Source organism: Streptomyces sp. NPDC039462, from assembly GCF_055639375.1.
In genome coordinates, this window is sequence record NZ_JBVKAO010000002.1 from 1,213,171 (window position 1) to 1,239,441 (window position 26,271).

Sequence of the window (26,271 nt, forward strand, 5' to 3'; positions counted from 1 at the left end):
GTTTTCGCGCTCCACGCGCGCGTGCGGGCCGTCTCCCCTCTTCGGGGAGGCGGCCCGTTTCTTCGTTCGGGGAGACCACGAAGGTGGAAAGCGGCTACCGGGACGCCAGGTGCGTACGGCAAGATCCTCCAATGGAGCGTGTACGAGACGTAAGAGAGCTGCCCAAGGCCCATCTGCACCTGCACTTCACCGGGTCGATGCGGCCCACCACCCTGCTGGAGCTCGCCGACAAGTACGGCGTGCGGCTCCCGGAGGCGCTGACCGGCGCCGAGCCGCCGAAGCTGCGCGCCACGGACGAGCGCGGGTGGTTCCGCTTCCAGCGGCTCTACGACGCCGCGCGCTCCTGTCTGCGCGAGCCGGAGGACATCCGGCGCCTGGTGCGCGAGGCCGCGGAGGAGGATCTGCGGGACGGGTCGGGGTGGCTGGAGATCCAGGTCGACCCGACGTCGTACGCGCCGCGCCTCGGCGGTCTGATCCCGGCCCTGGAGATCATCCTGGACGCCGTCGAGAGCGCCTCGCGGGAGACCGGCCTCGGCATGCGCGTCCTGGTCGCCGCCAACCGCATGAAGCACCCGCTGGACGCCCGCACGCTGGCCCGGCTCGCGGTGCGGTACGCGGACCGGGGCATCGTCGGCTTCGGGCTCTCCAACGACGAGCGGCGCGGCATGGCGCGCGACTTCGACAGGGCCTTCGCGATCGCGCGGGACGGCGGTCTGCTGGCGGCGCCGCACGGCGGCGAGCTGACGGGGCCCGCGTCGGTGCGGGACTGTCTGGACGACCTGGACGCGACGCGGATCGGGCACGGGGTGCGGGCCGCCGAGGACCCGCGGCTCCTCAAGCGGCTCGCGGACCGGGGCGTGACCTGCGAGGTGTGCCCGGCGTCCAACGTGGCCCTGGGGGTCTACGAGAAGCCGGACGACATTCCCCTGCGCACGCTGTTCGAGGCCGGGGTGCCGATAGCGCTCGGCGCCGACGACCCGCTGCTCTTCGGGTCGCGGCTGGCCGCGCAGTACGAGATCGCGCGGCGGTACCACGCGTTCTCCGACGCCGAACTGGCCGAGCTGGCTCGGCAGTCGGTCCGCGGCTCGGCCGCGCCCGCCGACGTGCAGGACAAGCTGCTGGCCGGGATCGACGACTGGCTGACGGCCCCTACAGGCTGACGCCCACCGTCACCGGTTCGTTGACCAGCGTGACGCCGAAGGCGGCGTGCACCCCGGCGACGACCTCGCGGGCCAGTGCCAGGAGGTCTTCGGTGGTCGCGCCGCCGCGGTTGGTGAGCGCGAGGGTGTGCTTGGTGGAGATCCGGGCGCGGCCCTCTCCGTAGCCCTTGGTGAAGCCTGCCTTGTCGATGAGCCAGGCGGCGGAGGTCTTCACGCGGCCGTCGCCCGTCGGGAAGGCGGGCGGGGTAACGTCCGGGCCGAGGCGGTCCTCCACGCGCGCGTGGAAGGCGGCGAACTCCTCCTCGGTGAGGATCGGGTTGGTGAAGAAGGAGCCGGCCGACCAGCTGTCGTGGTCCTCGGGGTCGAGCACCATGCCCTTGCCCGCGCGGAGCTTCAGGACGGTCTCCCTGGCCACCGCTGCGGGGACCCGGTCGCCCGCTTCGACACCGAGCGTGCGCGCCGTCTCCGGGTACTTGATGGGGGCGCTCATCCCCTGTGCGTCCTCGAGCTCGAAGCGGACCCGCAGCACCACGAACCGGTCGGGGTCGGCCTTGAAACGACTGTGACGGTACGAGAAGTCGCACTCGGCGTTCGTCATCGCGACCGTTTCCTGCGTCTTCCGGTCGTACGCGATCACTTCGGTGATGGTCGACGAGACTTCCTGGCCGTACGCCCCCACGTTCTGGATCGGGGTCGCGCCCGCGGAGCCGGGGATCCCGGCGAGGCACTCGATGCCCGCGAGACCGGCGTCGACGGTGCGCGCGACCGCGTCGGTCCAGGTCTCGCCGGCCGCCAGCTCCAGCTTCGTGCCGTCGAGCGCGAAGCCCTGGGTGGCGATGCGCAGGGCGGTGCCGTCGAAGCCCTTGTCGCCGATGACGAGGTTCGAGCCGCCGCCGATCAGCAGCAGCGGCGTTCCGGATTCGTCGGCCTCCCGGACGGCGGCGATCACCTCGGCGTCGGTCGTCGCGGTGATCAGACGGGTCGCGGGACCGCCGAGCCGGAAGGTGGTCAGCGGGGCGAGCGGGGCATCGTGGAGTTCCTGCACGTGCTCAAGAGTACGAGAACGGCCCCGCCGGTCAGGGCGGGGCCGTTGTCGTGAGCCGTGGAGCGGGGCGTCAGGCGGCGACGAGCTCGCCGTCCGGCTCCTTCGACGTCCCCGGGGCGGACGCGTCGGTCTTCCCGCGGGAGGGGATGACCAGCGCGGCCACCGCCGCGAGGGCCACCACCGCGGCGCCGACCCAGAGCGCGGGCTCCAGGCCGTCGACGAAGTCCTGGCCGGAGCCGTAGCCGCCCTGCGCCGAGAAGATGGAGGACATCACGGCGATGCCGAGGGCGCCGCCGACCTCGCGCAGCGCGTTGTTGGCACCGGAGGCGATGCCCTGCTCCTGCGGGCGGACGCTGGACATGACCAGGTTGGAGGCCGGGGCGAAGTACAGGGACATGCCGATGCCGCTGATGATCAGCGCCGGCAGCTGGGCGCTGTACGTGGCGTCGGTCGCGACCACGGTGGCGTACCAGGCCAGCCCCGTGGCCTGAAGGAAGAGCCCGGCGGCGACGACCGGGCGGCCGCCTATCCGGTCGGAGAGGTAGCCGGCGAGCGGCGAGACGAGCATCGGCATGCCGGTCCAGGGCAGCATCCGCAGCCCGGCTTCGGTCGGCGAGTAGCCGAGGACGTTCTGCATGTACTGGCTGAGCAGGAAGATCGAGCCGAACATCCCGAGGAACATCAGCAGGCTCGCGGCGTTGATCCCGGAAAACGCACGACTACGAAAGAGGCGCATCGGAAGCATGGGCGCCTTGTGGTGCATCCCGTGCCGAACGAAGCCGCCGAGCAGCGCGATGCCCACGGTGAGGCTGACGAGGACCGTGGCGCTGGACCAGCCGTCGATGGGGCCGCGCACCAGGGCGTACACGATTCCGAAGAGTCCACCACTGGCCAGCAGGGTGCCCACGATGTCGAGACGGGCGCCGCGGGCGTACGACTCGGCGAGGCGGAGGCGGGCGAGGGGCAGCAGGACCAGGCCGAGCGGGACGTTCAGCCAGAAGATCCACTGCCAGGAGACGTGCTCGGTGAGGCTGCCGCCGATCAGCGGGCCACCGGCGACCGCGAGGCCGTTGACGGCGCCCCAGATGCCGTACGCCATACCGCGCTTGGCCGGCGACACCGCCGCGGTCAGCAGGGTCAGCGTGAGCGGCATCATGATCGCGGCACCGACGCCCTGCACCGCGCGGGCGGCGATCAGCGCGTCGAGACCCGGCGCGAGCGCCGCGGCGGCGGAGGCGCCGGTGAAGACGGAGAGGCCGACCATGAAGAGCCGGCGGCGGCCGAACCGGTCGCCCAGGGCCGCGCCGAACATCAGCAGCACGGCGAAGGTGAGGGTGTAGGCGCTCACCGTCCATTCGAGGTCGTGCAGGGCTCCCCCGAGGTCCTCGCGGATGGAGGGCAGGGCGGTGGTGACGACGAGGTTGTCGAGTGCCGCCATGAATCCGGCGACGCTGGTGATGACGAGGGCCCAGGCCGCTCCCCCGCGCTGCGCTGTCTGTTGTGACATTGCTTTCCCCCTGAGGTTAGTTATTGATGACTAACTTTCCTGGCCGTAGAAAAACGCACTCCTCCGACCCGCACGCACTCACGTCTTGGGCTGCGCCGAATCGTAGAAACCGGCCCACACCCGGTGGTCGGGCCTGAATCCCATCGACACCAGGACGTTGATCAGCATCCCGTACGCCAGGAACTGCGTCGCCTCCCCGACGTCCGCGCCCAGCGCGAGGCGGACCGTGTCGTACATCTCCATCCAGGCGGCCCGCAGCGCGTCACCGAACTCGCGGTCGCCCGACGCCTCCGCGGAAGCCACGGCGACGTACATCTGCATCTGCATGAGGAGCTTGTCCGGGTCGTCGGCGATGAGCGCCTGGTAGGCCTCACCCATGGCGTGCAGCGCCTCCTCCCCCTCCAGCCCCTCGGACGCCTTGCGGAAGACCTCGGTGACCTCCTCGCAACAGCGGCCGGACGCGGCGAGGAAGATGGCCTGCTTCCCCGGAAAGAGCCGGAAGAGGTACGGCTGCGACACACCCACCCGCTTGGCGATCACCTCGGTGGACGTGCCGTTGTAGCCCCCGCGGGCGAACTCGACCATCGCCGCGCGGACGACGCTTTCGCGCCGCTCTTCTGCGCTCATCCTGACCATGCGGCTAAGTTAGTGGCCAATCACTAAGCAGTCAAGCGCGCGGTGGTGCCTCTGTGTGCACCTCTGCAGACATGCGTAAGGGGCACCCCCCATTGCGGGGTGCCCCTTACCTGCGTCTACGTAGACCCTTAACAGCCCGGCAGACCCTCACCAGCCGTCAGGCCAGCTGCACGACCGCTCGCGACATGCCGAGGACCTTCTGGTCGCCGCTCTTCGCGAGAAGGTCGACCCGCACGCGGTTGTCGTCCAGCTTGGCCGCGACCTTGGCGCTGACGTCGATGGTGGCGCCCTTGTCGTCGTTCGGGACGACGACCGGCTTGGTGAAGCGGACGCCGTACTCGACGACGGCCCCGGGGTCGCCCAGCCAGTCGGTCACGACGCGGATCGCCTCGGCCATGGTGAACATGCCGTGGGCGATGACGTCGGGGAGGCCGACCTCGACCGCGAACTTCTCGTTCCAGTGGATCGGGTTGAAGTCACCGGAGGCGCCCGCGTACCGCACGAGGGTGGCGCGGGTCACCGGGAAGGACTGGGCCGGCAGCTCGGTGCCGACCTCGACGTCGTCGTAGGAAATCTTCGCCGTCATCGCTTCACGCCTCCTCTGCCACGGGCTCCGCCGCGCGCGCGACGAGCTTGATCCAGGCGGTCACGACGTGCTCGCCGGCCTCGTCGTGGACCTCGCCGCGGATGTCCAGGATGTCGTTGCCCGCGAGCGACTTGATCCCCTCGATGGTCGAGCTGACCGTGAGCCGGTCACCCGCGCGCACCGGGCGGCTGTAGGCGAACTTCTGATCGCCGTGCACCACGCGGCTGTAGTCGAGGCCCAGCTGCGGGTCCTCGATGACCTGACCCGCCGCCTTGAACGTGATCGCAAACACAAAAGTGGGCGGAGCGATCACATCGGGGTAACCGAGCGCTTTGGCTGTCTCCGTGTCCGTGTAGGCGGGATTGGCGTCTCCCACCGCTTCGGCGAACTCACGGATCTTCTCCCGGCCGACCTCATAAGGATCAGTGGGGGGATAGGACCGCCCCACGAAGGACTGGTCGAGCGCCATGGGCTCGGCACCTCCTGCGGTTGGTTTCGTAAACGACGCGAGGCCGCCCCCGAACAACGGGGACGGCCTCGTGTACGAGCCTGTGTTTAGCGCGTTTCGCGGTGCGCAGTGTGCGCGTTGCAGCGCGGGCAGTGCTTCTTCATCTCCAGTCGGTCCGGGTCGTTACGCCGGTTCTTCTTGGTGATGTAGTTCCGCTCCTTGCACTCCACGCAGGCCAGCGTGATCTTCGGGCGGACGTCGGTGGCAGCCACGTGAGTGCTCCTTGGACGGACGATGGACGGATGAACGCATAAAAGAGTAGCCGATCGAAGGACCGACCCCACAATCGGCTACCAGGAGTAGCGGTGACCGGACTTGAACCGGTGACACAGCGATTATGAGCCGCTTGCTCTACCGACTGAGCTACACCGCTGCGATGCCGTGATCTCCTCACCCGAAAGCGAGGATCACTCGACATCAGAGCCCCAATGCGGAATCGAACCGCAGACCTTCTCCTTACCATGGAGACGCTCTACCGACTGAGCTATTGGGGCGAGCGATGAAGACATTACACGGTTGGTCGCCGATCGCCCAAATCCGTTTCGCCGGGGCTGCCCCAGGACGTCGGCCGGCCCGCCACAGGCGTCTGCGAACGCCCCGTCCGCCTGCTCGAACCACACCGGTACGACTATTCCGCTCCTCCTCGAAGCGGGCCTTTCGCCGTCCTAGGCTCGACGCGCGCTGCGTGATCTTGACGCCTCGAAACGACTGCAGCCGCCCCCCGAGCCCCAGGAGTGCGATGCCCGACAGCCAGCCGCAGCAGCCCCACTCCTCCGGTGCCCCCGGACCGTCCGGTTCCGGCCCCGCGGACGATCCGGGGGCCCTGCTGCTCTGCGGTGCCCGGCTCACCGACGGCCGGACCGTCGACGTCCGGCTCGGCGGCGGGCGCATCGAGGCGGTCGGCACGGCCGGCAGCCTGACCTCGCACGCCGCGCGCGTGGACCTCGACGGCTACCTCCTGCTGCCGGCACCCGCGGAGCCGCACGCACACGGCGACACGGCGCTGTCGGCGGACACGGTGGGCCCCGTCTCGTACGACGTCCCCGACGTGCAGCGCAGGGCCACAGAGGCGGCCCTGCTGCAGCTCGGACACGGCGCCACGGCGGTGCGTTCGCACGTGCGGATCGGTGACGTGCAGGGGCTCGGCCCGATGGAGGCGGTGCTTCAGGCGCGGCGCTCGCTGCGGGGTCTGGTCGACATGACGACCGTCGCGGTGCCGCGGCTGCTGACCGGCGTCGCGGGCGCCGACGGGCTCGCGATGCTGCGGGACGCGGTGAAAATGGGCGCCTCCGTAGTGGGCGGTTGTCCTGATCTCGACCCCGACCCGACGGGCTACACGGAGGCGGTCCTGGAGCTCGCCGCGGAGCACGGGTGCCCGGTCGACCTGCACACGGACGGTGACGACCCGGCCCGGCTCGGGCGGCTCGCGGCGATGGCGGCCGGTCTGCGGGCCGGGGTGACGGTCGGGCCGTGCGGCGGTCTCGGACGGCTGCCCGCCGACGTGGCCTCGCGCACCGCCGAGCAGCTCGCGTCGGCCGGGGTGACGGTGGTGTGTCTGCCTCAGGGCGGCTGCGGGAGCGCGGAACGGCGCAGGACGGCTCCCGTGCGGCTGCTGCGCGCGGCCGGGGTGCGGGTCGCCGCGGGCAGCGGGGCGATGCGGGACGTGTCGAACCCGGTGGGGCGCGGGGATCCGCTGGAGGCGGCGTACCTGCTGGCCACGGGGTTCGGGCTGCGGCCCGAGGACGCCTACGGAGCGGTGAGCGGGGCCGCGCGGACGGCCATGGGGCTGCCCGAGGTGCGGGTGGAGGCGGGCTTTCCCGCCGAACTGCTCGCCGTGCGCGGCGACCGGCTCGCGGGGGCGCTGTCGCTCGCGTACAGCCGGATCGTGGTGCACGGAGGGCGCGTCGTGGCGCGGACCAGTGCGGTGCGCGAGTACTGCGACTCCGCGGTGGCGGTGGCGTTGGACCTGCCGCGGCAGGGTCGGTCGGCGGGGGCGGCGCCCGGACGCCCGAAGGGTGACGAGCCGTCCTCCTGAGGGCTGGACGGCCTCCACGCGTGTGTGGCGTGCCTCGCTGTCGTGTTTTCCGGGTCCCACGCGCGCGTGTCTTCCGGGGCCCCCGCGCGTGTTTCCCAGGCCCCACGCGCATGTTCCCGTGGGGCACACGCGCATGTTCCCGTGGGGCACACGCGCGTGTTCCCGCTGGTGCGCACGCGCGCGTTGAGCGATCGCGTCCGCCCTGCCGTACGGTCGGGAGTATGCGCATTGTCATCGCTGGGGGTCATGGTCAGATCGCGCTGCGGCTGGAGCGTCTGCTCGCCGCGCGTGGTGACGAAGTCGCCGGGGTGATCCGCAACGCCGATCAGGAGGCCGATCTGCGCGCGGCGGGTGCCGAACCGGTGTTGTGCGACCTGGAGTCGGCGTCGGTCGACGAGGTCGCCGAGCGGCTGCGCGGCGCCGACGCGGCGGTCTTCGCGGCGGGCGCGGGGCCGGGCAGCGGCGTCGACCGCAAGAACACCGTGGACCGTGGCGCGGCCGTGCTCTTCGCGGACGCGGCGGAGCGGGCCGGGGTGCGACGCTACATCGTCGTGTCGTCGATGGGCGCCGATCCCGAGCACCAGGGCGACGAGGTCTTCGACGCCTATCTGCGGGCCAAGGGCGAGGCGGACGCGAACGTACGCGCGCGTGCCGCCCTCGACTGGACGATCCTGCGTCCCGGGATGCTGACGGACGACGCGGGCACCGGTCTCGTACGCCTGGAGGCGTCGACCGGGCGCGGGCCGGTCCCCCGGGACGACGTCGCCGCGGTGCTCGCGGAGCTCCTGGAGACACCGGCGACGGCCGGGCTGACGCTGGAGCTGGTCAGCGGGTCCGTGCCGGTGTCGGTGGCGGTCAAGTCGGTCGCGGGCAACTGAGGACCGGGGCAGCCGTTCAGCCGGTCCGAGGACGGCTTCTGAGGCCCGCTCAGAACAGCGGGAGCTGCCCGGGGTGGTCCGGGACCACATAGCCGTCCAGAGCCGCCTGTGCGGCTCCCAGCGGGGCCTGCCTGCGGGACCCCGGACAGGAGATCAGGTCACCGGTGCCGCGCGGGCCCGGCGGGTCGTGGCGGGCGAACCGGCCGCCGACGACAGCGATCTCGCGGCGGCACTCCGGGCAGTTTCTGCGACGGGACGACATGGGATCAGTGTGCCCGTGCGGGCGGTGTGGCCGCGCGCCGTGGCCAGACGCTCCGAAAGTACGTACGGACACTCATCCCTCCAGCATTCCCGCAGGTCAAAGAAGCGACTCCCAACTGGGTGACGTATCCGGGAAGTTGGGCATCCCGTCCCGCATTCGGCCCTATCCTGCCGCGAGGGCGGTCGGCGGCTCGGGCCGCGCACGCCGCGCGGAACGCCTCGGAGGGCTGGGCTGATGGAACCCGCCGTGATCGGAGCCCGGCTCGCCTCGAGCATCGTGGGACCGCTGGTCAGGAAGTTGTTCGTGTCCGAGGGCGCCGGGGCCGAGCTGGTCGACAGACCCGTCCGGGTGTCGCGGCTCGTCTCGTTCCGCGGTGAGAAGCGGACGCTCTCCGACAAGGATCTGCACAAGATCGCGGAGGAGCTGGTCAAGCGAGCCGCCCACTCGACCAACGTGGAAGAGCTGCTGCCCTCCTTCGAGAAGCAGGCCGTGATCCACGCCGTCACCGACTCCCTGCGCACCCTCGGCACACTCGACATGGACGATGTGCAGGCCGTACGGCTCGGCCATCTGGAGCTCTCCCGCCACCTGCGCGCCCAGAACCGGACGGCGACGCTCGGCCTGTCCCACGACGCGGTCACCCTGCACGCCGGCGTGCTGGACACCGCGTGCCTGCACATCTTGAACTTCTTCACCCAGCGGTCCACCTTCGTCCCCCGCACCCTGCTCGAACAGAGCCGCGGCATCGAGGAGTTGACCCGCAAGATCGACTCCCTGATCACCCGGTCGCCCTCCCCGGCTGACGGACCGTTCGAGGAGCGGTACGCGCACTACATCGCGACCAAGCACGGCAAGCTGAGCATCTTCGGCCTCGACCTGTCCGGAGCTCCGGAGAGCTGGCGGCTCGACGTGGCCTACCTCAGGCTGGACGCGGCCGCCGACGCGTTGAGCGCCACTCCCAGCGTGGTCTCGGCCGACCACGTCCTGGCGGGCCGTAACCGCGTACTCCTACGGGGTGTGGCCGGCTCCGGAAAAACCACTCTCATCCAGTGGCTGGCGGTGACCACGGCGAAGAAGTCCCTGGATGAACAGCTGCTGTACCTCTACGGAGTCGTGCCTTTCGTCCTCCCTCTGCGCACCCTGACCCGCAGTGGCGCTCCGCTGCCCGCTCCCGACGGCTTCCTGGCCGCGGTGGACTGCCCGATCGCCGGCAGCCAGCCGCACGGCTGGATCGACCGGGTGCTGCAGGAGGGGCGCGGGCTCATCCTGGTCGACGGCATCGACGAGGTGCCCGAGGACGACCGCAACGACGCCCGTCGCTGGCTGCGGGAGCTGCTCAGCGCCTACCCCGACAACCGCTGGCTCGTCACCTCCCGGCCCTCTGCCGTACGGGAACGCTGGCTGACCGACGACGACTTCGCCGAGCTGGACCTCGCCCCCATGAACCGGGCCAACATCGCGGAGTTCATCCAGCGGTGGCACAAGGCGGCCGGCATCAGCGACCAGTACGCCACCGAGCTGCTGCGCGCGGTCCGCGCCCAGGAGGACCTGAGCAGGCTCGCGATCAACCCGCTGATGTGCGGCCTGATCTGCGCACTGCACCAGGACCGCCGCGGCTTCCTGCCCGAGGGCCGCAAGGAGATCTACGACGCGGCCCTGTCCATGCTGCTCTTCCGGCGCGACCGTGAGCGCGGTGTGCACAAGTCCGGGCCCATCCACATCAGCGAGGCCGAGCACATCCAGCTGATCCAGAAACTGGCCTACTGGATGATCCGCAACGGCCGCTCCGAGATGAACCGCACCGACGCGGTGGAGCTCCTGGGCCAGGTCCTGCCGGCCATGCCGAAGGTCGCCGAACAGGGCACTCCGGAGGAGGTCTACAGGCATCTGCTCGTCCGCAGCGGCCTCCTCCGGGAACCGAGTGCGGACTCCATGGATTTCGTCCACCGGACCTTCCAGGACTACCTGGGGGCCAAGGCGGCGGTCGAAGGGCTCGACTTCGACTTCCTCATCGCCAACGCGCACCTGGACCAGTGGGAGGACGTCATCCGCATGGCCGTCGCCCATGCGCGGCCCACCGAGCGGACGTATCTCCTCACCGGCCTCATCAGGCGCGATGACACCTCACGTCAGGGCATGGACCGGCTCCACCTCCTCGCGGCCGCCTGCCTGGAGCACGCGACCGAGCTCGCCCCTTCGGTACGGGCGGAAGTGCAGGAGCGGGCGGCGGCCCTCATCCCGCCGCGTTCGCCGGACCAGGCGCGCGCCCTGGCGGCCATCGGTCCCGTCGTCATCGAGCTGCTGTCCGGCCCCCGGGAGCTGCCCACGCGCCCAAACGCCCCGGGCCCCTTCGCCACGGAAGAGCAGAAGGCGGCGGCCGCGGCGGCGGAGGCCGCCTACCGCGTCGTGGCCGATGAGGCGTACTTCACCGTGCTGACCGCCACGCCCATCGCCACGTATGCCGCGATCGAGGTGCTCGCCCTCTACCGCAACCACCCTGACCTGCGGGTACGCAACGAACTCGCCCAGGCGTGGGGGCGGTACGACACCGAGCTGTACGGCCAGGAGGTGGTCGCTCACCTCGCTGAGGACGGGCTCTACTTCCCCGTGTCGAACCTGAACGAGCTGCGCGCGCTGCGCAGCTTCGGCGGCCGCTCCCGCATCAGGATCACGGGCGAATTCACCGTCGAGGAGTTCGTCGCCACGTGCCCGGGTCAGCGCCTCACCCATCTGTGGGTCGAGGCGGACATGGGATCCACCTGGGACTGGCTGGGTCTCTTCCCCAAACTGTGCGAGCTCACCATCGATACGCTCCAGCCGAGCATCGACCTCAGCACCCTGGAGAGGGTGCGCTCCCTACTCACTCTGCGTGTCCCCGAAGACACCGCCCTTGTCGGCGCTCATCTGTTGCCGGAGTCCACGAAGGTCGTACGGGGGCGTCTCGGCACGGTCTGAACGTGCGCGCCGCCATATACGAAGAAACCCCCTCCGATCTGCGTTTCCGCAGATCGGAGGGGGTTCACCTTCATGTGGCGGCGCCAGGATTCGAACCTGGGAAGGCTGAGCCGGCAGATTTACAGTCTGCTCCCTTTGGCCGCTCGGGCACACCGCCGGGTTTGTCGCCAAGCTCCGCTTTCGCGGCGCTCCGTGGCAACGACGTAAACGATACCTGATGCACAGGGGTGCTTCGCCACCCGATTGAGCGGCACCCCGCGCGGGGGCGGTGGCTAGGCTTTGCGGATGCGGCCAGCGTCAGTCGGCCGTGTAACCGCTGAGTACGCATACCCCGATACAAGGAGCCACAGGACATGGCCGACTCCAGTTTCGACATCGTCTCGAAGGTCGAGCGGCAGGAGGTCGACAACGCCCTCAACCAGGCCGCCAAGGAGATCTCGCAGCGTTACGACTTCAAGGGCACGGGCGCCTCGATCTCGTGGTCCGGCGAGAAGATCCTGATGGAGGCGAGCGGCGAGGAGCGGGTCAAGGCGATCCTCGATGTCTTCCAGTCCAAGCTGGTCAAGCGCGGCATCTCGCTGAAGGCGCTGGAGGTGGGCGAGCCGCAGCTGTCCGGCAAGGAGTACAAGATCTTCGCCTCCATCGAGGAGGGCATCTCCCAGGAGAACGCGAAGAAGGTCGCCAAGATCATCCGCGACGAGGGCCCCAAGGGCGTCAAGGCGCAGGTCCAGGGCGATGAGCTGCGGGTCAGCTCGAAGAGCCGGGACGACCTGCAGGCCGTACAGGCGCTGCTCAAGGGGCAGGACTTCGACTTCGCACTGCAGTTCGTGAACTACCGGTAGCACTGCCGGTAGTACGGCCGGTCGTACGGCCGGTCGTACGGCCGGTCGTACGGCCGGTGGTCCGCTGTCGTACGGACGACGGAGGGCGGGCACCCCGGGTGGGGTGCCCGCCCTTGCTGCTGGCCGCAGATCGGGGAACGGCGTCTCAGCGCCGTGAGTGGCCGAAGAGGATGCGGTACGCGACCAGCAGGACCAGTGAGCCGCCGATGGCCGCCGCCCAGGTGGCGCCGTCGTAGAAGTCGTCGGCGATGGGGTGGTCGAGGTAGCGGGCGGAGATCCAGCCGCCGATGAAGGCGCCGGCGATGCCGATGACGGTCGTGCCGATGAAGCCGCCCGGGTCGCGACCGGGCAGCAGCAGTTTGGCGACGGCTCCGGCCAGCAGTCCCAGAACGATCCAGCTGATGATGCCCATGCGGTGACCGGCCTTTCTCGCGCGGTGAGCTTTTGTGCGCTGTTGTCCTGAAGGACGTCTCTACGGAGAGTCGCGGTTGCGGTGATCCGTAGGGTGCGGCGTATGACACAGCAGCCGGAGCTTCGGCGGACGCTCGGCGTCTTCGACGCGGTGGTGATCGGCCTCGGGTCGATGATGGGGGCGGGTATCTTCGCGGCGCTCGGGCCGGCCGCGGGAGCCGCCGGGTCGGGGCTGCTGATCGGCCTCGGCGTCGCCGCCGTGGTGGCGTACTGCAACGCGATGTCGTCGGCACGGCTCGCCGCCCGCTACCCCGCGTCGGGCGGGACCTACGTCTACGGGCGGGAACGGCTCGGAGCGTTCTGGGGCTACTTGGCGGGCTGGGCGTTCGTCGTCGGCAAGACCGCTTCGTGTGCGGCGATGGCGCTCACCGTGGGGGCGTACCTCTGGCCGGGGCAGGCGCACGCGGTGGCCGTCGGAGCCGTGGTGCTGCTGACCGCCGTCAACTATGTGGGTGTGCAGAAGTCGGCGTGGCTGACGCGCGGGATCGTCGCTGTGGTGCTCGCCGTGCTGGCGGCCGTCGTGGCCGCTTGCGCGGGATCGGGGGCCTCCGACGCGGGACGCCTCGAAGTGGGGCTCTCGGGTGGGTTCGGCGGGGTGCTGCAGGCGGCCGGGCTGCTGTTCTTCGCCTTCGCCGGGTACGCGCGGATCGCGACGCTCGGCGAGGAGGTACGGGACCCCGCGCGGACCATTCCGCGGGCGATCCCGCTGGCCCTGGGCATCACGCTGTGCGTGTACGCGGCCGTGGCGGTGGCCGCGCTGACCGTACTCGGTTCCGACGGGCTCGCCGGCGCGTCGGCGCCGCTGGTGGAGGCGGCGCGTGCGGCGGGGGCACCGGGGCTGGTGCCGGTGGTCCGGGCGGGCGCGGCGGTGGCGGCGCTCGGCTCGCTGCTCGCGCTGGTCCTGGGCGTGTCGCGGACCACGCTGGCCATGGCGCGGGACGGGCACCTGCCAGGGGCGCTCGCGGCCGTGCATCCGCGCTTCCGGGTGCCGCACCGCGCGGAGCTCGCCGTGGGGGCCGTGGTCGCGGTGGTGGCGGCGACGGCGGATGTGCGTGGGGCGATCGGCTTCTCCTCCTTCGGGGTGCTCGTGTACTACGGGGTGGCCAACGCGTCGGCTTGGACGCTGAGTCCGGAGCCGACAGCGCGTGTCGTGCCGCTGGTGGGCGTGATCGGCTGCGTCACGCTGGCGTTCGCCCTGCCGGTGTCGTCGGTGGTGGCCGGGGTGCTGGTGCTGGCGGTGGGTGTCGTCGCCTATGGGGTACGGGGACGAGTGCGGGGCGGTGGCACTGACGGCTGACAGGTGACGGCTGACGGCTGACGGCTGGCGGCTGGCGGCTGGCGGCTGGCGGCTGGCGGCTGGCGGCTGGCGGCTGGCGGGTGTGCCCTGGGAGAGGCCGTAGGTCTAGGCAGAGGCCGTGGGAAGGGTGCCTTACGCGCGCGTGCGGGCGTCCTGCCAGGCCGGCAGGTCCAGGCCGTCGTTGTCCTCCTCGTACCAGCCCGTGCCGTCGAGCCATGCGGTGAGCCACGTCGTGAGGTCCGGGGAGTCGACGAACCAGGCGTGCCGCGGGTCGCCGCCGTTGGGCTCGAAGAGCAGGACCTGCGCGTCGTCGGTGTGGCAGTCCACGCACGCGTACATCGCGCAGCCCCAGTGGGATATCGGCAGGACGCCTTCGGGCCAGCCCCACTCGGAGCCGCGCATCGTGAAGTACTCCTCGACGACGGCGGGCTCGCCTCCTGACGACTTGCCTTCGAGCAGGGGCAACAAGCCGTACTCCGGGCCCCAGCCGCCGTCGCCTATGCGGGTGTAGAGCGCGGCGAGCAGGGGCGGCAGGGTAAAGCCCAGGGAGGCCTCCGCCCGGGCCAGGGTCGCCGCGTCCACGGGGGTGGGGAGGGTGTCCCAGCCCCAGGGACGGGTGGCGCGCGCCTCGGTGGCGACACGGGCCAGCAACTGCTCGCTGTTGTTCATGAGTTCATGGTGGACCCCGGCACTGACAATCGGGCCTTGGCCGAGGTCTCCTTCGCCGGACTCCAGCGCCTCTTCAGGGCACCGCGCCTCAATAGCGCGCGGCGAAGGGCTGGTCGGTGCGGACGATGTCGCGGCCGAGGGGCAGCAGCGAGACCGGGATCAGCTTGAAGTTGGCGATGCCCAGAGGGATGCCGATGATCGTGACGCACAGGAGGATGCCGGTGAAGATGTGGCCGAGGGCGAGCCACCAGCCCGCGAGGAGCAGCCACAGCACGTTGCCCACGCAGGAGGGCGCGCCCGCGTCGCGGCGCTCGACCGTGGTGTAGCCGAAGGGCCACAGGGCATAGCGGCCGATGCGGAAGCTGGCCAGGCCGAACGGGATGCCGATGATCGTGACGCAGAGGATCGCACCCGCGACCAAGTAGGCCAGGAACATCCAGAAGCCGCAGAGGACGAGCCATATGACGTTCAGGATTGTCTTCACTGGTGGCGACCTGCCATCTGCTCGAGTCGGGCGATGCGCTCCGCCATCGGCGGATGGGTGGAGAACATCTTGGACATGCCCTGTCCCGGACGGAAGGGGTTGGCGATCATCATGTGACTCGCCGTCTCGAGGCGGGGCTCGGGAGGCAGCGGCAACTGCTTCGTCCCCGCGTCGAGTTTGCGCAGGGCGCTCGCGAGGGCGAGGGGGTCGCCGGTGAGCTGCGCGCCGGACGCGTCGGCCTCGTACTCCCTGGAGCGGCTGATCGCGAGCTGGATGACGGAGGCCGCCAGCGGGCCGAGCAGCATGATCAGGAGCATGCCGAAGATGCCGGGGCCTTCGTTGTCGTTCGACCGGCCGACGGGGATCAGCCAGGCGAAGTTGACCAGGAACATGATCACGGAGGCGAGGGCGCCCGCGACCGACGAGATCAGGATGTCGCGGTTGTAGACGTGGCTGAGCTCGTGGCCGATGACGCCGCGCAGTTCGCGCTCGTCGAGGAGGCGGAGGATGCCGTCGGTGCAGCACACCGCCGCGTTGCGGGGGTTGCGGCCCGTCGCGAACGCGTTCGGCGCCTCGGTGGGTGAGATGTACAGACGGGGCATGGGCTGGCGGGCCTGGGTGGAGAGCTCGCGGACCATGCGGTACAGCTCGGGGGCCTCGAATTCGCTCACCGGGCGGGCCCGCATGGCGCGCAGGGCGAGCTTGTCGCTGTTCCAGTACGCGTACGCGTTGGTGCCGAGCGCCACGAAGAGCGCGACGATCAGGCCTGTACGCCCGAAGAAACTGCCGATGACAAGGATGAGCGCGGACAGTCCCCCGAGGAGTACGGCGGTCTTCAACCCGTTGTGCCGGCGGTGCACGGTACGCCCTCCTGGTGGTGCGTGGGGGAACCCTCTGCTGACTGGTGCTTCCACTGTTCAGTGGACCCTCCCGTACTGGTCAACGCCAGGCGGGGAGCACTAGTTCCCTTGTGCACGCATGAGCGGTGTAGGCCGCGCGGGTGACGGCCGGGGGCGGCCGGGGGCGCTCTGTCGGAGCGGGCCGTCAGAACAGGCCGGTGTCCGAGAACCTCAGGACCAGCTGGGGCGCTCCGGAGAGCGCGATGCCGAGGACCGCCGTCAGCGCGATGGCCGCGGTGAGCGGGGCGGGGACGCGGTGCTTGACCGGCTCCCCTTCCGGGGCGCGGAACAGGAGCGCCGTCCACTGGAGGTAGTAGAAGAGCGCGATCACCACGTTGACGGCCATGACCACGGCGAGCCAGCCGAGGCCCGCGTCGACGGCGGCCGAGAAGACGGTGACCTTCGCGAAGAGACCGATGATGCCGGGCGGCAGTCCCGCCAGGCAGAGCAGGAAGAAGCCGAGGACGAGGGCGGCGAGGGGGCTCCGCGCGTACAGGCCGCGGTAGTCGCTGACGCGGTTCAGGCGCTGCGTACGGCCGACGAGGGCGGCCACGGCGAAGGCGCCGAGGTTCACGGCGGCGTACATCAGGGCGTACGCGACGGTGGAGCCGATGGCCTTCTCGGCGGCGGCCTCGTTGTCGGCGTACCCGGCGGCGGCGATCGGGACCAGGAGGTACCCGGCCTGGCCGACCGAGGACCAGGCGAGGAGGCGTACCGCGCTGTACGCGCGCGTGGACTGCTGGCGCAGGGCCGCCACGTTGCCCGCGGTCATGGTGAGCGCGGCGAGGACGGCGAGCGCGGGGCCCCACACGTCCGCGTACGACGGGAAGGCGACGACGGTGACGAGGATGAGGCCGGTGAAGCCGACGGCCTTCCCGACGACGGAGAGGTAGGCGGCGACGGGCAGGGGCGCGCCTACGTAGGTGTCCGGCACCCAGAAGTGGAAGGGCACGGCGGCCACCTTGAAGGCGAAGCCGACGAGGGTGAGCGCGACACCGGTCTGGGCGAGCGTGTGGAGCTGTCCGTCGACTTCCTGGAGCTTGGTGGCGATCTCCGTGAGGTGCAGGGTGCCGGTCGCCGCGTACACGAAGCTGACGCCCATGAGGCTCACCGCGGTCGCGGTGACCGAGGACAGGAAGAACTTCAGGGCCGCTTCGGAGGAGCGCTTGTCGCCGCGCCTGAGGCCGACGAGGGCGAACGCCGGCAGGGACGCCACTTCGAGGGCGACGATGAGCGTCGCGAGGTCGCGCGAGGCGGGCAGCAGGGCGGCGCCCGCCGCGGAGGAAAGCAGCAGGAACCAGAACTCCCCTGCGGGGAGTTCATCGCCCGAGTCCTTGAGGGTGCTCATCGAGAGCAGGGCGGCGAGCAGGGCGCCGCCGAGGACGAGGAGCTGGATGACGAGGGTGAAGCGGTCGGCGGTGTAGCTGCACGCGTGCGTGCCCCCGCCGGTCAGGCAGAAGGTCGAGCGGTCGTCGTCCAGGAGGGGGAGCAGGGAGAGCGCCGCCGCGGCCAGGCCCGCCACGGAGAGCCAGCCGAGGAGCGCCTTCTTGCCGTCCTTCACGAAGAGGTCGGCCACGAGCACGACGAGGCCGACGACCGCGGCGATGGTCGGCGGCGCGATCGCGAGCCAGTCGACGGACTGGACGAGGCTGGCGGCGCTTTCGGCGGCCACGGTCACGACTTGCCTCCAGTGAGGAGCTTCTGCACGGCCGGGTCGGTCAGGCCGAGGAGAGCCGCGGGCCAGAGCCCGGCGAGGACGGTGAGGGCGACGAGCGGGGTCCAGGCGGCGAATTCGTAGCCGTGGACGTCGGCGAGGGCCTTGGGGGCCGGCTCGTCGGCCGTGGCGGTCTGCGGCATCGGGCCCATGCAGACACGGCGTACGACGATGAGCATGTACGCGGCGGTGAGCAGGGTGCCGAAGGCGGCGATGGCCATGAAGGTGAGGAAGGCCGGGCGGCTCAGGTCGGCAGCGGGCTCGAACGCGCCGAAGAGGGCGAGCATTTCGCCCCAGAACCCGGCGAGGCCCGGCAGGCCGAGGGAGGCGACGGCACCGAAGGCCAGGAGGCCGCCGAGGCGGGGTGCCTTGCCGTACAGCGCGGCGCCGGACTCCCGCGCGAGGGCGTCGAGGTCGGTGGTGCCGGTGCGGTCCTTCAGCGCGCCGACGAGGAAGAAGAGCAGGCCGGTGATGAGGCCGTGGGCGATGTTGGCGAACAGCGCGCCGTTCACGCCGGTCGGGCTCATCGTCGCGATGCCGAGCAGGACGAAGCCCATGTGGCCGACGGACGAGTACGCGATGAGGCGCTTGAGGTCGCCCTTCGCGCCCTGCTTGGCGAGCGCGAGGCAGGCCAGGGATCCGTAGATGATCCCGACGACCGCGAAGGCCGCGAGGTACGGCGCGAACTCCCGCATTCCGTCGGGGGCGATGGGCAGGATGATCCGGACGAACCCGTACGTACCCATCTTCAGCAGCACGCCGGCCAGCAGGACCGAGCCGACGGTCGGCGCGGCGGTGTGGGCGTCGGGCAGCCAGCTGTGCAACGGCCACATCGGCGTCTTGACCGCGAGCCCGATCCCGATCGCCAGAACGGCGATGACCTGCACGGATGTGGTCAGGCCCCGGCCGTTGTCAGTGGCGAGTGCCACCATGTCGAATGTGCCGGACTTGAGCCCGATGAGGAGCAGGCCCAGCAGCATCACGACGGATCCGAGCAGGGTGTACAGGATGAACTTCCAGGCGGCCTGCGTGCGTTGCTCACCGCCCCAGCGGGCGATGAGGAAGTACATCGGGATGAGCACCATCTCGAACGCCAGGAAGAACAACAGCAGATCGAGGACGGCGAAGGTCGCGAGGGTGCCGGACTCGAGCATGAGGATCAGTGCGACGAATGCCTTGGGGGACGGGCCCGCGGGCAGCTTGAAGTAGGAGTACAGCGCACAGAGGAACGTCAGCAGCGCGGTCAGGACCAGAAGGGGGAGCGAGATGCCGTCGATGCCGAGATGGATGCGCACGTCGAGTGCGGGGATCCAGCTGATATCGGTCGTGGCCTGCATCTTCGACGGCTGGTCGTGGTCGAAGCCGAGCGCGAGGACGATCGCGGCGAGCAGGATCACGCCGGTCACGGTCACGCCGTGGCGCAGCACGGCCTGGTCGGGCGACTTTCCCTTCAGCCCGGGCGGGGCCGGCAGAAGGGCGGCCACGGCACCGATGAGCGGGCCGACGACGATCAACGCCAGAAGAAACTGCATCACGGACTCACTGATACCGATCACGGCTGCTCACGCTCCGGCGGTGGCGACGAGGACGGCGGCGACGGCCAGGACGACCGTGCCTGCGAGCAGCGCGCTCAGATAGGTCTGCACGTTGCCGGTCTGTGCGCGGCGGACGGCCGCGCCGAGCCAGCGGGGTGCGGCGCCCGCGCCGCGCACGTACGTCTCGACGACCTCGCGGTCGAGGAAGCGGACGAGTCCCGCGGCGGCCCGGACAGGGCGCACGAACAGGGCGGTGTAGACGGCGTCGAGGTGGAAGCCGGCGGCCGCGTGCCGGTGCAGCGGTCCGAGCAGCAGGCGGCCGGGGTCGGCCGGGTCCGGTGCCGAGGCCACGTCTCCGTACGCGGGGGCGTGGGTGGCGATGGCTTCTGCCTCGACCAGGCCGCCGTCACCGTCGGGGCTCGCGGCGACCGCGCCCATCGGGACGCGGTCGGTGAGCGCCGTGGTGTGCCGCCACGCGCCATAGGTGACCAGACCGCCGACGAGCGCGAGACCCGTGCCCACGACGGAGGTGGTGAGCGTCGGGGCGAGCGAGTGGCCGTCGAACCAGTCCGGCAGGACGCCGACGGTCAGACCGAAGACGAGGGAGGGGACGGCGAGCACCCAGAGCACGGCGGTCATGGCGACGGGCTGCCTGCCGTGCCGGGGGGCTTCGGTCCCCCGGCCGTTGAAGGCGAGCAGCCAGAGCCGCGTCGCGTACGCGGCGGTGAGGAGGGCGGTGAGCAGCCCGGCGACGAGGACGATCCAGCCCGCCGCGGTGGGCGCGGTCGCGGCATGGCCCGTGGCCGTGTGCTCGGCGGCACCGAGCACGGCCTCCTTGGAGAAGAAGCCGCTGAACGGCGGGATCGCGGCGAGCGCGAGGAGCGCCACGGTCATCGTCCAGTAGGCGTCGGGGACGCGGTCGCGCAGGCCCTTCATGCGGGACATGGCGGCCAGCGAGTTGGTGCCGGCGGCGTGGATGAGCACGCCCGCGGTGAGGAACAGGAGCGCCTTGAAGGCGCCGTGGGACAGGAGGTGGAAGACGGCGGCTCCGCGGTCGCCGACGGCGAGGGCGCCGGTCATGTAACCGAGCTGGCCGATCGTCGAGTACGCGAGGACGCGCTTGATGTCGTCCTGGGCGAGCGCGGCGAGTGCCGACCCGGCCATGGTGACGGCGGCCATGACGGCGAGGACGACCAGGGCCGCGTCGGAGCCGGCGAAGACGGGGAGGAGCCGGGCCACGAAGTAGACACCGGCGGCGACCATCGTCGCGGCGTGGATCAGCGCGGAGACGGGCGTGGGGCCTGCCATCGCGTCGGGCAGCCAGGTGTGCAGCGGGAACTGCGCCGACTTGCCCGCCACGCCCGCGAGGAGCAGCAGGGCGATGAGCGTGGGGTGGTCCAGGCCGCCGTCCGTGACCGTCGCGAGGATCGTCGTGATGCGGAAGGAGCCCGTGTCGGCGGCGAGCGCGAACAGACCGATCAGGAAGGGGACGTCGCCGAGCTTGGTGACGAGGAAGGCCTTCAGGGAGGCGGCGCGCGCCTCGGGGGTCTCCCAGTAGTGGCCCACCAGGAAGTACGAACAGATGCCCATGATCTCCCAGCCGACCAGGAGCACCATCAGGTCGCCGGAGTAGACGACGAGCAGCATCGCGGAGGTGAAGAGGGAGACGAGAGCGGCGTACGAGGGGTAGCGGCGGTCGTCGCGGAGGTAGCCCGTCGAGTAGATCTGCACGCAGGAGGCGACGACGCCGACCAGGACGGCGACGAGGGCGGCGAAGCCGTCGATGTGCAGGGCGAGCTCGATGGGGACCGAGCCGGTCGGGGTGAGCTCGGTCGCGGCGTCGACCGGGGCCTTGCCGCCGCCGGTGCCGCCGCCCTGCCGGGCCGCCACGAGCACGGCGAGCACGAGGGCCGTCAGGGTGGGCAGGACCGCGAGGGGCCGGACGAGGCCGGGGACGCGGCGGCCGAGGAGCAGGCCCGCGGCCGCGCCCAGGAACGGAAGGAGGGGGACGAGGACGGCGAGGGTGGTCGTGGTCACGCGGTGGCCTCAGCCTTCTTCGACGTCTGCGCCGACGGCGGCTGCTGTGCGGGGTCGGGCTCTTCGGCGGCGGCCTCGGTTGCCTCGGAGGTGGCCTCTGCGGTGTCGCGGAGTTCGTCGACGGCGGAGCTGCCGCGGTTGCGGTAGACCGCCAGGACGATCGCGAGGCCGATGCCGATCTCGGCGGCGGCGATGGCGATGACGAAGAGGGTCAGGGCCTGGCCGGCGTGGAGGGAGTCGCGGAGCCAGACGTCGAAGGCGACGAGGTTGAGGTTGACGGCGTTGAGCATCAGCTCGACGGACATCAGGACCAGGATCGCGTTGCGGCGGGCGAGGACTCCGTACAGGCCGACGCTGAAGAGGAGGACGGCGAGAACGGCGGGATAGGCGAGGTGGAGGTGCATCAGCGGTCTCCCTCCGGGGCGGACGTGCCCTTGGCCGTCTTGCGGGACAGGACGATCGCGCCGACGAGGGCGGCGAGGAGGAGGACCGAGAGCGCCTCGAAGGGGAGCACCCAGTGCCGGAAGAGGACCGAGCCGGTCACGTCGGTGGAGCCCTGGGCGGCGCCGTCCAGGTCGATCACCGTGGTGCGGAAGGCGTCCACGACGACCCAGACCAGGGCGGCGGCAGCGGTGAGGGCCACCGCGAGCGCGACCGGGCGGTTGCCCGAGTCGGCGTCCGGGGAGCGGCCGATGGGCGCCCTGGTGAGCATCAGTCCGAAGAGGAGGAGGACGACCACGGAACCGACGTAGATGAGGACCTGCACCCAGGCGATGAACTCGGCGGTCAGCAGGAGGTACTCGACGGCGAGTCCGCCGAGCGCGACCACGAGCCACAGGGCGGCGTGCACCAGCTGCTTGGTCGTGACCGTGATGACCGCCGCGCCGAGCGTGACGACGCCGACCAGGAGGAAGGCGATCTCGACGCCGGTCGGGGAGAGGAAGCCGTGTGTTTCGGCGGCGATGTGCACGACCTCGTTCACGACTCCTCGCCCTTCGTCTCGGGGCTCTCGGGGATCCCGGGGGCCCCGGGACGCGTGGCCGGCGATGCGGTCGCGGCGGCTTCGGCGGCGGCCAGTTTCTCCGCGGCCTTGCGGGCGGCGGCGAGTTCCTTCGGCTCCTCGGCGCCGGCGTCCAGGGCGGGCGGGGCGGGGACCGTCCACATCCACTCGCGCAGCTTGTCGCGCTCGTGGGTGAGTTCGTGGATGTCGGTCTCGGCGTACTCGAACTCCGGCGACCAGAAGAGCGCGTCGAAGGGGCAGACCTCGATGCAGATGCCGCAGTACATGCAGAGGGCGAAGTCGATGGCGAAGCGGTCGAGGACGTTGCGGCTGCGCTCGCGGCCGCCGGGGGCGGCGGGCGGGACCGTCTCCTTGTGGGAGTCGATGTAGATGCACCAGTCGGGGCACTCGCGGGCGCACAGCATGCAGACCGTGCAGTTCTCCTCGAACAGGCCGATGACGCCCCGGGTGCGGGGCGGCAGTTCGGGCTGGTGCTCGGGGTACTGCTCGGTGACGGTCTTCTTCGTCATCGTGCGGAGGGTGACGGCGAGGCCCTTGGCGAGGCCTGACCCGGGGATCGGAGGCATCAGTTGATCGCCACCTTCACGATGCCGGTGAGCGCGATCTGCGCGAGGGCGAGCGGGACGAGGAGGGTCCAGGCGAGCTTCTGGAGCTGGTCCTCGCGGAGACGGGGGTAGCTGACACGCAGCCAGATGACGACGAAGGCGAGCACCGCCGTCTTCAGCAGGGTCCAGACCCAGCCGAGCCCGTCGGCACCCCACGGGCCGTGCCAGCCGCCCAGGAAGAGGACGGTGGTCAGGCCGCACAGGACGACGATTCCGGCGTACTCGGCGAGGAGGAAGAGGGCGAAGCGCAGACCGGTGTACTCGGTGTAGGCGCCGAAGATGATCTCGGAGTCGGCGACCGGCATGTCGAAGGGCGGGCGCTGGAGTTCGGCGAGGCCCGCGACGAAGAAGACGAGGGCACCGACGATCTGCCAGGGCAGCCACCACCACTCGAACGCGTCGACGATGCCGGGCAGCGAGACCGTGCCCGCGGCCATCGCGACCGAGGCGGCGGCGAGCAGCATGGGCAGTTCGTACGCGAGGAGCTGGGCGGCGGTGCGGAGGCCGCCGAGGAGGGAGAACTTGTTGGCGCTGGCCCAGCCCGCCATGAGCGAGCCGAGTACGCCGACGCCCATGACCGCGAGCACGAAGAAGATGCCCGCGTCGACGACCTCGCCGACCGCGCCCTCGCCGGGGCCGATCGGAATCGCGATCAGGACGAGGAGGTACGGGAGGAGGGCGATGGCGGGTGCCACCTGGAAGACGCGGCGGTCGGCCTTGGCCGGGACGACGTCTTCCTTCTGGGCGAACTTCACGCCGTCGGCGATCAGTTGGGCCCAGCCGTGGAAACCACCCGCGTGCATGGGGCCGAGGCGGCCCTGCATGTGGGCCATCACCTTGTGCTCGGTCTGGCCGACGACGAGGGGCAGGACCAGGAACGCCGCGAAGACGATGACGAGGCGCAGGGCGACGTCGAGGGCGTCGTTCACTCGTTCCCTCCAGTGTCTTCGGTGTCCCCGTTGTCTTCGGCGGCCCCCGTGCTTCCGGTGCCCCCGGTACGGGGGGTCTCCGGCGCGGCCGTCGGGTCGGGACCAGGCTCGGGGGCGGACTCGGACTCGGACTTGGGCTGCTTCGTGGTGTCGAACGTCGGGCGGGCGTGGTGCCAGGGCGCGTCGGAGCTGCGCGGAGCCTTGGGTTCCACATCGGCCGGAGCTGCGGCCGGAACCGCGGCTTCGGGCGGAGCCGTGGCTTCGGCCGGAACCGTGGCTTCGGGCGGCGTCTGCGCACGCTGTGACGCCGATCCCTGGCTCGCGCTCCGCGCGCGCCTCGGGGGCCGGGCCGGCGCCTCCCGCTCGGCGGGCGTGGCCGATGCGCCCTCCGCCGGAGGCGTCGGCGCGGCCTGGCTGGCAGAGCCCTCGCTCACGCTCCGGGTCCGCCGCACGGGGCGTTCCCCGGCGGCGCGCCCCGCCGCCCCGGCAGCACCTGCCCCAGCGGCCCCGGCGCGCCCCGCCCCGCGCGCCGGACGTGCCGGAGCCGGAGGGAGCTGGCCCTTCAGAGGGCCCCATTCGTTCGGGTCGGGCACGCCGGGCGGCAGCATCTGGCGGCGCTTGGGGCCGCCGTGCTCGGACTCCCCCGGCTCCTTGGCGCCCGGCCAGGCCTTCGTGACGCGGGCCGCGAGCACGAAGTCCTTGCGGAGGGGGTGGCCCTCGAAGCTGTCGGGCAGGAGCAGCGGGGTCAGCCCGGGGTGGCCCTCGAAGGTCACGCCGAACATTTCGTGCGTCTCGCGCTCGTGCCAGGCCGCGCCCGCGTAGACGCCGACCGCGGAGGCGAGCACCGGGGCGTCGTGCGCGACCGTCGTACGGAGCAGGAGGCGGCGTACGGGAGAGAGCGCCACGACGTGGGCGGCCACCCTGAAGCCGGTGCCCGGTTCGTCGACCGCGCTCAGCCAGTCGAAATAGGTGCAGGTCAGGGTGGTGCGGGCGGTTTCAAGGGCGGTGGTCCACGCGGCGGCAGGGACGTCGACGGTGAGTACGTCGTACGACTCGTCGGCCGTCGCCTCCGCGCCGAAGAGCTCCTCGACGGGGCTCGGCAGCCAGCCGGTCATGCCTGGTCCTCCCCCGGCGCGGGCGCCTTCACCAGGCCGCTCCGGAGCGCGGCCGCCGAGGGCCGGCCACCGGAACCGTTCCCGTACCGCTCCCCCAGCGACTCCCGCGCGATCTTCTCCTGGAGCTTGAGGATGCCCTGGAGGAGCGCCTCGGGGCGGGGCGGGCAGCCGGGGACGTACACGTCGACGGGGATGATCTGGTCGACGCCCTTCGTCACGGAGTACGAGTCCCAGTAGGGGCCGCCGCAGTTGGAGCAGGCGCCGAAGGAGATGACGTACTTCGGTTCGGGCATCTGCTCGTACAGGCGCTTGACCGCGGGCGCCATCTTGTCCGTGACCGTGCCGGAGACGACCATCAGGTCGGCCTGGCGCGGGCCCGGCGCGAACGGGATGACGCCGAGCCGGATGAAGTCGTGGCGCGCCATGGACGCGGCGATGAACTCGATGGCGCAGCAGGCGAGGCCGAAGTTGAAGACCCAGAGGGAGTACCGGCGGCCCCAGTTGAGGACCACCTTCATCGGCTCGGGGGCGAGGCGGGCGAGCGCGCCCAGCCTCTTCGGCTCGGGGAGCAGCACGGGCCGCGGCCGCCCTTCGGTCTCCGGGGTCACGTCCACGTCAGGACGCCCTTCTTGTATGCGTACAGCAGGCCCACGGCCAGGAAGCCGAGGAAGATGAACATCTCCACGAGTGTCGTCGCGCCGTAGCCGGGCGCGGCGAAGACCGTCGCCCAGGGGAAGAGGAAGATCGAGTCGACGGCGAAGATCACGTAGAGGAACGCGTAGACGTAGTAGCGGACCTGGGTGTGGGCCCAGCCCTCGCCGACGGGGTCGACGCCGCACTCGTACGTCAGGAGTTTCTCCGGGGTCGGCACCACCGGGCGCAGCAGCCGCCCCGCGCCGAAGGCCACGGCGACGAACAGCACGCCCACGACGGCGAGCAGTCCGACGACGGAGTACGACTGGTAGTAGCTTGCCGCGACGTTCGTCACGTGCACGTCACTCCCTCACTCCCTGACCGCCTGTCACTCCCTGAACCTGACCCTTTTCGACGATCTGTACGCACGGGAGTCTAGGGCCTGCTA

27 protein-coding genes and 3 tRNA genes are annotated in these 26,271 nt (G+C 70.9%); 6 read left to right on the top strand and 24 right to left on the bottom strand.

The window, feature by feature from the left end:
- Positions 1–131: 131 nt before the first annotated feature.
- Positions 132–1,160: an adenosine deaminase gene (locus ACZ7LU_RS16105; RefSeq protein ID WP_468087992.1), complete on the top strand. Its 1,029-nt coding sequence runs from the start codon at positions 132–134 to the stop codon at positions 1,158–1,160.
- On the opposite strand, the gene ACZ7LU_RS16110 is transcribed toward ACZ7LU_RS16105, so the two are convergent.
- The 8 genes from ACZ7LU_RS16110 to ACZ7LU_RS16145 form a co-directional block, all read right to left on the bottom strand.
- Positions 1,150–2,205, bottom strand: a complete 1,056-nt coding sequence (locus ACZ7LU_RS16110; RefSeq protein ID WP_471916967.1) for a UDP-N-acetylmuramate dehydrogenase — start codon at positions 2,203–2,205, stop codon at positions 1,150–1,152. The genes ACZ7LU_RS16105 and ACZ7LU_RS16110 overlap by 11 nt on opposite strands.
- A gap of 70 nt (positions 2,206–2,275) precedes the next feature.
- The gene (locus ACZ7LU_RS16115) at positions 2,276–3,712 is read right to left on the bottom strand and encodes an MFS transporter (protein ID WP_468087996.1); all 1,437 of its coding nucleotides are present in this window, start codon (positions 3,710–3,712) and stop codon (positions 2,276–2,278) included.
- A gap of 78 nt (positions 3,713–3,790) precedes the next feature.
- Complete coding sequence (locus ACZ7LU_RS16120) at positions 3,791–4,348, bottom strand: TetR/AcrR family transcriptional regulator (RefSeq protein WP_468087998.1); 558 nt, start codon at positions 4,346–4,348, stop codon at positions 3,791–3,793.
- 157 nt (positions 4,349–4,505) lie between these two features.
- Complete coding sequence (locus ACZ7LU_RS16125; RefSeq protein WP_362994382.1) at positions 4,506–4,934, bottom strand: MaoC family dehydratase; 429 nt, start codon at positions 4,932–4,934, stop codon at positions 4,506–4,508.
- Between the two features lie 4 nt (positions 4,935–4,938).
- Positions 4,939–5,403, bottom strand: a complete 465-nt coding sequence (locus ACZ7LU_RS16130) for an FAS1-like dehydratase domain-containing protein (protein WP_471916968.1) — start codon at positions 5,401–5,403, stop codon at positions 4,939–4,941.
- 86 nt (positions 5,404–5,489) lie between these two features.
- Complete coding sequence (gene rpmG, locus ACZ7LU_RS16135) at positions 5,490–5,654, bottom strand: 50S ribosomal protein L33 (protein WP_004571794.1); 165 nt, start codon at positions 5,652–5,654, stop codon at positions 5,490–5,492.
- Positions 5,655–5,742: 88 nt separating this feature from the next.
- Positions 5,743–5,815: transfer RNA gene (locus ACZ7LU_RS16140), tRNA-Met, on the bottom strand.
- Between the two features lie 48 nt (positions 5,816–5,863).
- A tRNA-Thr gene (locus ACZ7LU_RS16145) sits at positions 5,864–5,936 on the bottom strand.
- A 245-nt stretch (positions 5,937–6,181) separates the two neighbouring features.
- Here ACZ7LU_RS16145 and ACZ7LU_RS16150 point away from each other — a divergent pair.
- Positions 6,182–7,477, top strand: a complete 1,296-nt coding sequence (locus tag ACZ7LU_RS16150; RefSeq protein ID WP_468715836.1) for an amidohydrolase family protein — start codon at positions 6,182–6,184, stop codon at positions 7,475–7,477.
- Between the two features lie 221 nt (positions 7,478–7,698).
- Entirely contained in the window at positions 7,699–8,355 is a 657-nt protein-coding gene (locus ACZ7LU_RS16155) for an SDR family oxidoreductase (RefSeq protein WP_398300154.1), read from the top strand.
- A gap of 49 nt (positions 8,356–8,404) precedes the next feature.
- On the opposite strand, the gene ACZ7LU_RS16160 is transcribed toward ACZ7LU_RS16155, so the two are convergent.
- Positions 8,405–8,617, bottom strand: a complete 213-nt coding sequence (locus tag ACZ7LU_RS16160) for a hypothetical protein (RefSeq protein ID WP_362994372.1) — start codon at positions 8,615–8,617, stop codon at positions 8,405–8,407.
- Positions 8,618–8,851: 234 nt separating this feature from the next.
- Here ACZ7LU_RS16160 and ACZ7LU_RS16165 point away from each other — a divergent pair, with 234 nt between their 5' ends.
- Positions 8,852–11,572, top strand: coding sequence for an NACHT domain-containing protein (locus ACZ7LU_RS16165; RefSeq protein WP_471916969.1), 2,721 nt, complete (start codon positions 8,852–8,854; stop codon positions 11,570–11,572).
- 75 nt (positions 11,573–11,647) lie between these two features.
- Here the strand turns inward: ACZ7LU_RS16165 and ACZ7LU_RS16170 are convergent.
- A tRNA-Tyr gene (locus ACZ7LU_RS16170) sits at positions 11,648–11,729 on the bottom strand.
- A gap of 196 nt (positions 11,730–11,925) precedes the next feature.
- Here ACZ7LU_RS16170 and ACZ7LU_RS16175 point away from each other — a divergent pair.
- Complete coding sequence (locus ACZ7LU_RS16175; protein WP_362994368.1) at positions 11,926–12,414, top strand: YajQ family cyclic di-GMP-binding protein; 489 nt, start codon at positions 11,926–11,928, stop codon at positions 12,412–12,414.
- 145 nt (positions 12,415–12,559) lie between these two features.
- Here ACZ7LU_RS16175 and ACZ7LU_RS16180 read toward each other — a convergent pair whose 3' ends face one another.
- Positions 12,560–12,826, bottom strand: a complete 267-nt coding sequence (locus tag ACZ7LU_RS16180) for a GlsB/YeaQ/YmgE family stress response membrane protein (protein WP_362994366.1) — start codon at positions 12,824–12,826, stop codon at positions 12,560–12,562.
- Positions 12,827–12,928: 102 nt separating this feature from the next.
- Between ACZ7LU_RS16180 and ACZ7LU_RS16185 the strand changes: the two genes are divergently transcribed.
- Positions 12,929–14,182: an APC family permease gene (locus ACZ7LU_RS16185; RefSeq protein ID WP_471916970.1), complete on the top strand. Its 1,254-nt coding sequence runs from the start codon at positions 12,929–12,931 to the stop codon at positions 14,180–14,182.
- A 132-nt stretch (positions 14,183–14,314) separates the two neighbouring features.
- On the opposite strand, the gene ACZ7LU_RS16190 is transcribed toward ACZ7LU_RS16185, so the two are convergent.
- The 13 genes from ACZ7LU_RS16190 to ACZ7LU_RS16250 form a co-directional block, all read right to left on the bottom strand.
- Positions 14,315–14,851, bottom strand: coding sequence for an SMI1/KNR4 family protein (locus ACZ7LU_RS16190; RefSeq protein WP_468088007.1), 537 nt, complete (start codon positions 14,849–14,851; stop codon positions 14,315–14,317).
- 88 nt (positions 14,852–14,939) lie between these two features.
- Positions 14,940–15,335: a YccF domain-containing protein gene (locus ACZ7LU_RS16195; RefSeq protein WP_398300146.1), complete on the bottom strand. Its 396-nt coding sequence runs from the start codon at positions 15,333–15,335 to the stop codon at positions 14,940–14,942.
- Entirely contained in the window at positions 15,332–16,195 is an 864-nt protein-coding gene (htpX, locus tag ACZ7LU_RS16200) for a zinc metalloprotease HtpX (RefSeq protein WP_393473013.1), read from the bottom strand. Before htpX ends, ACZ7LU_RS16195 begins: the two co-directional genes overlap by 4 nt.
- Before the next feature lie 184 nt (positions 16,196–16,379).
- Positions 16,380–17,912 carry an NADH-quinone oxidoreductase subunit N gene (locus ACZ7LU_RS16205; RefSeq protein ID WP_470978805.1) on the bottom strand — a complete coding sequence of 511 codons (1,533 nt, stop codon included), beginning with the start codon at positions 17,910–17,912 and terminating at the stop codon, positions 16,380–16,382.
- The gene (locus ACZ7LU_RS16210; RefSeq protein WP_398300142.1) at positions 17,909–19,504 is read right to left on the bottom strand and encodes an NADH-quinone oxidoreductase subunit M; all 1,596 of its coding nucleotides are present in this window, start codon (positions 19,502–19,504) and stop codon (positions 17,909–17,911) included. Before ACZ7LU_RS16210 ends, ACZ7LU_RS16205 begins: the two co-directional genes overlap by 4 nt.
- Before the next feature lie 6 nt (positions 19,505–19,510).
- Positions 19,511–21,520, bottom strand: a complete 2,010-nt coding sequence (locus ACZ7LU_RS16215) for an NADH-quinone oxidoreductase subunit 5 family protein (RefSeq protein WP_471916971.1) — start codon at positions 21,518–21,520, stop codon at positions 19,511–19,513.
- Positions 21,517–21,924, bottom strand: a complete 408-nt coding sequence (gene nuoK, locus ACZ7LU_RS16220) for an NADH-quinone oxidoreductase subunit NuoK (RefSeq protein WP_471916972.1) — start codon at positions 21,922–21,924, stop codon at positions 21,517–21,519. The genes ACZ7LU_RS16215 and nuoK overlap by 4 nt, the downstream gene beginning before the upstream one ends.
- On the bottom strand, positions 21,924–22,502 hold the full coding sequence (locus ACZ7LU_RS16225) for an NADH-quinone oxidoreductase subunit J family protein (RefSeq protein ID WP_471916973.1): 579 nt from the start codon (positions 22,500–22,502) through the stop codon (positions 21,924–21,926). The genes nuoK and ACZ7LU_RS16225 overlap by 1 nt, the downstream gene beginning before the upstream one ends.
- Positions 22,499–23,107 carry a NuoI/complex I 23 kDa subunit family protein gene (locus ACZ7LU_RS16230; RefSeq protein WP_471916974.1) on the bottom strand — a complete coding sequence of 203 codons (609 nt, stop codon included), beginning with the start codon at positions 23,105–23,107 and terminating at the stop codon, positions 22,499–22,501. Before ACZ7LU_RS16230 ends, ACZ7LU_RS16225 begins: the two co-directional genes overlap by 4 nt.
- Positions 23,107–24,075 (bottom strand): complex I subunit 1/NuoH family protein, encoded by a 969-nt coding sequence (locus ACZ7LU_RS16235; protein WP_471916975.1) that lies wholly within the window; start codon positions 24,073–24,075, stop codon positions 23,107–23,109. The genes ACZ7LU_RS16230 and ACZ7LU_RS16235 overlap by 1 nt, the downstream gene beginning before the upstream one ends.
- Complete coding sequence (locus ACZ7LU_RS16240; RefSeq protein WP_471916976.1) at positions 24,072–25,190, bottom strand: NADH-quinone oxidoreductase subunit C; 1,119 nt, start codon at positions 25,188–25,190, stop codon at positions 24,072–24,074. The genes ACZ7LU_RS16235 and ACZ7LU_RS16240 overlap by 4 nt, the downstream gene beginning before the upstream one ends.
- Positions 25,187–25,804 carry an NADH-quinone oxidoreductase subunit B gene (locus ACZ7LU_RS16245; RefSeq protein ID WP_471916977.1) on the bottom strand — a complete coding sequence of 206 codons (618 nt, stop codon included), beginning with the start codon at positions 25,802–25,804 and terminating at the stop codon, positions 25,187–25,189. The genes ACZ7LU_RS16240 and ACZ7LU_RS16245 overlap by 4 nt, the downstream gene beginning before the upstream one ends.
- On the bottom strand, positions 25,795–26,184 hold the full coding sequence (locus tag ACZ7LU_RS16250; protein WP_055547887.1) for an NADH-quinone oxidoreductase subunit A: 390 nt from the start codon (positions 26,182–26,184) through the stop codon (positions 25,795–25,797). The genes ACZ7LU_RS16245 and ACZ7LU_RS16250 overlap by 10 nt, the downstream gene beginning before the upstream one ends.
- Between the last annotated feature and the right edge of the window lie 87 nt (positions 26,185–26,271).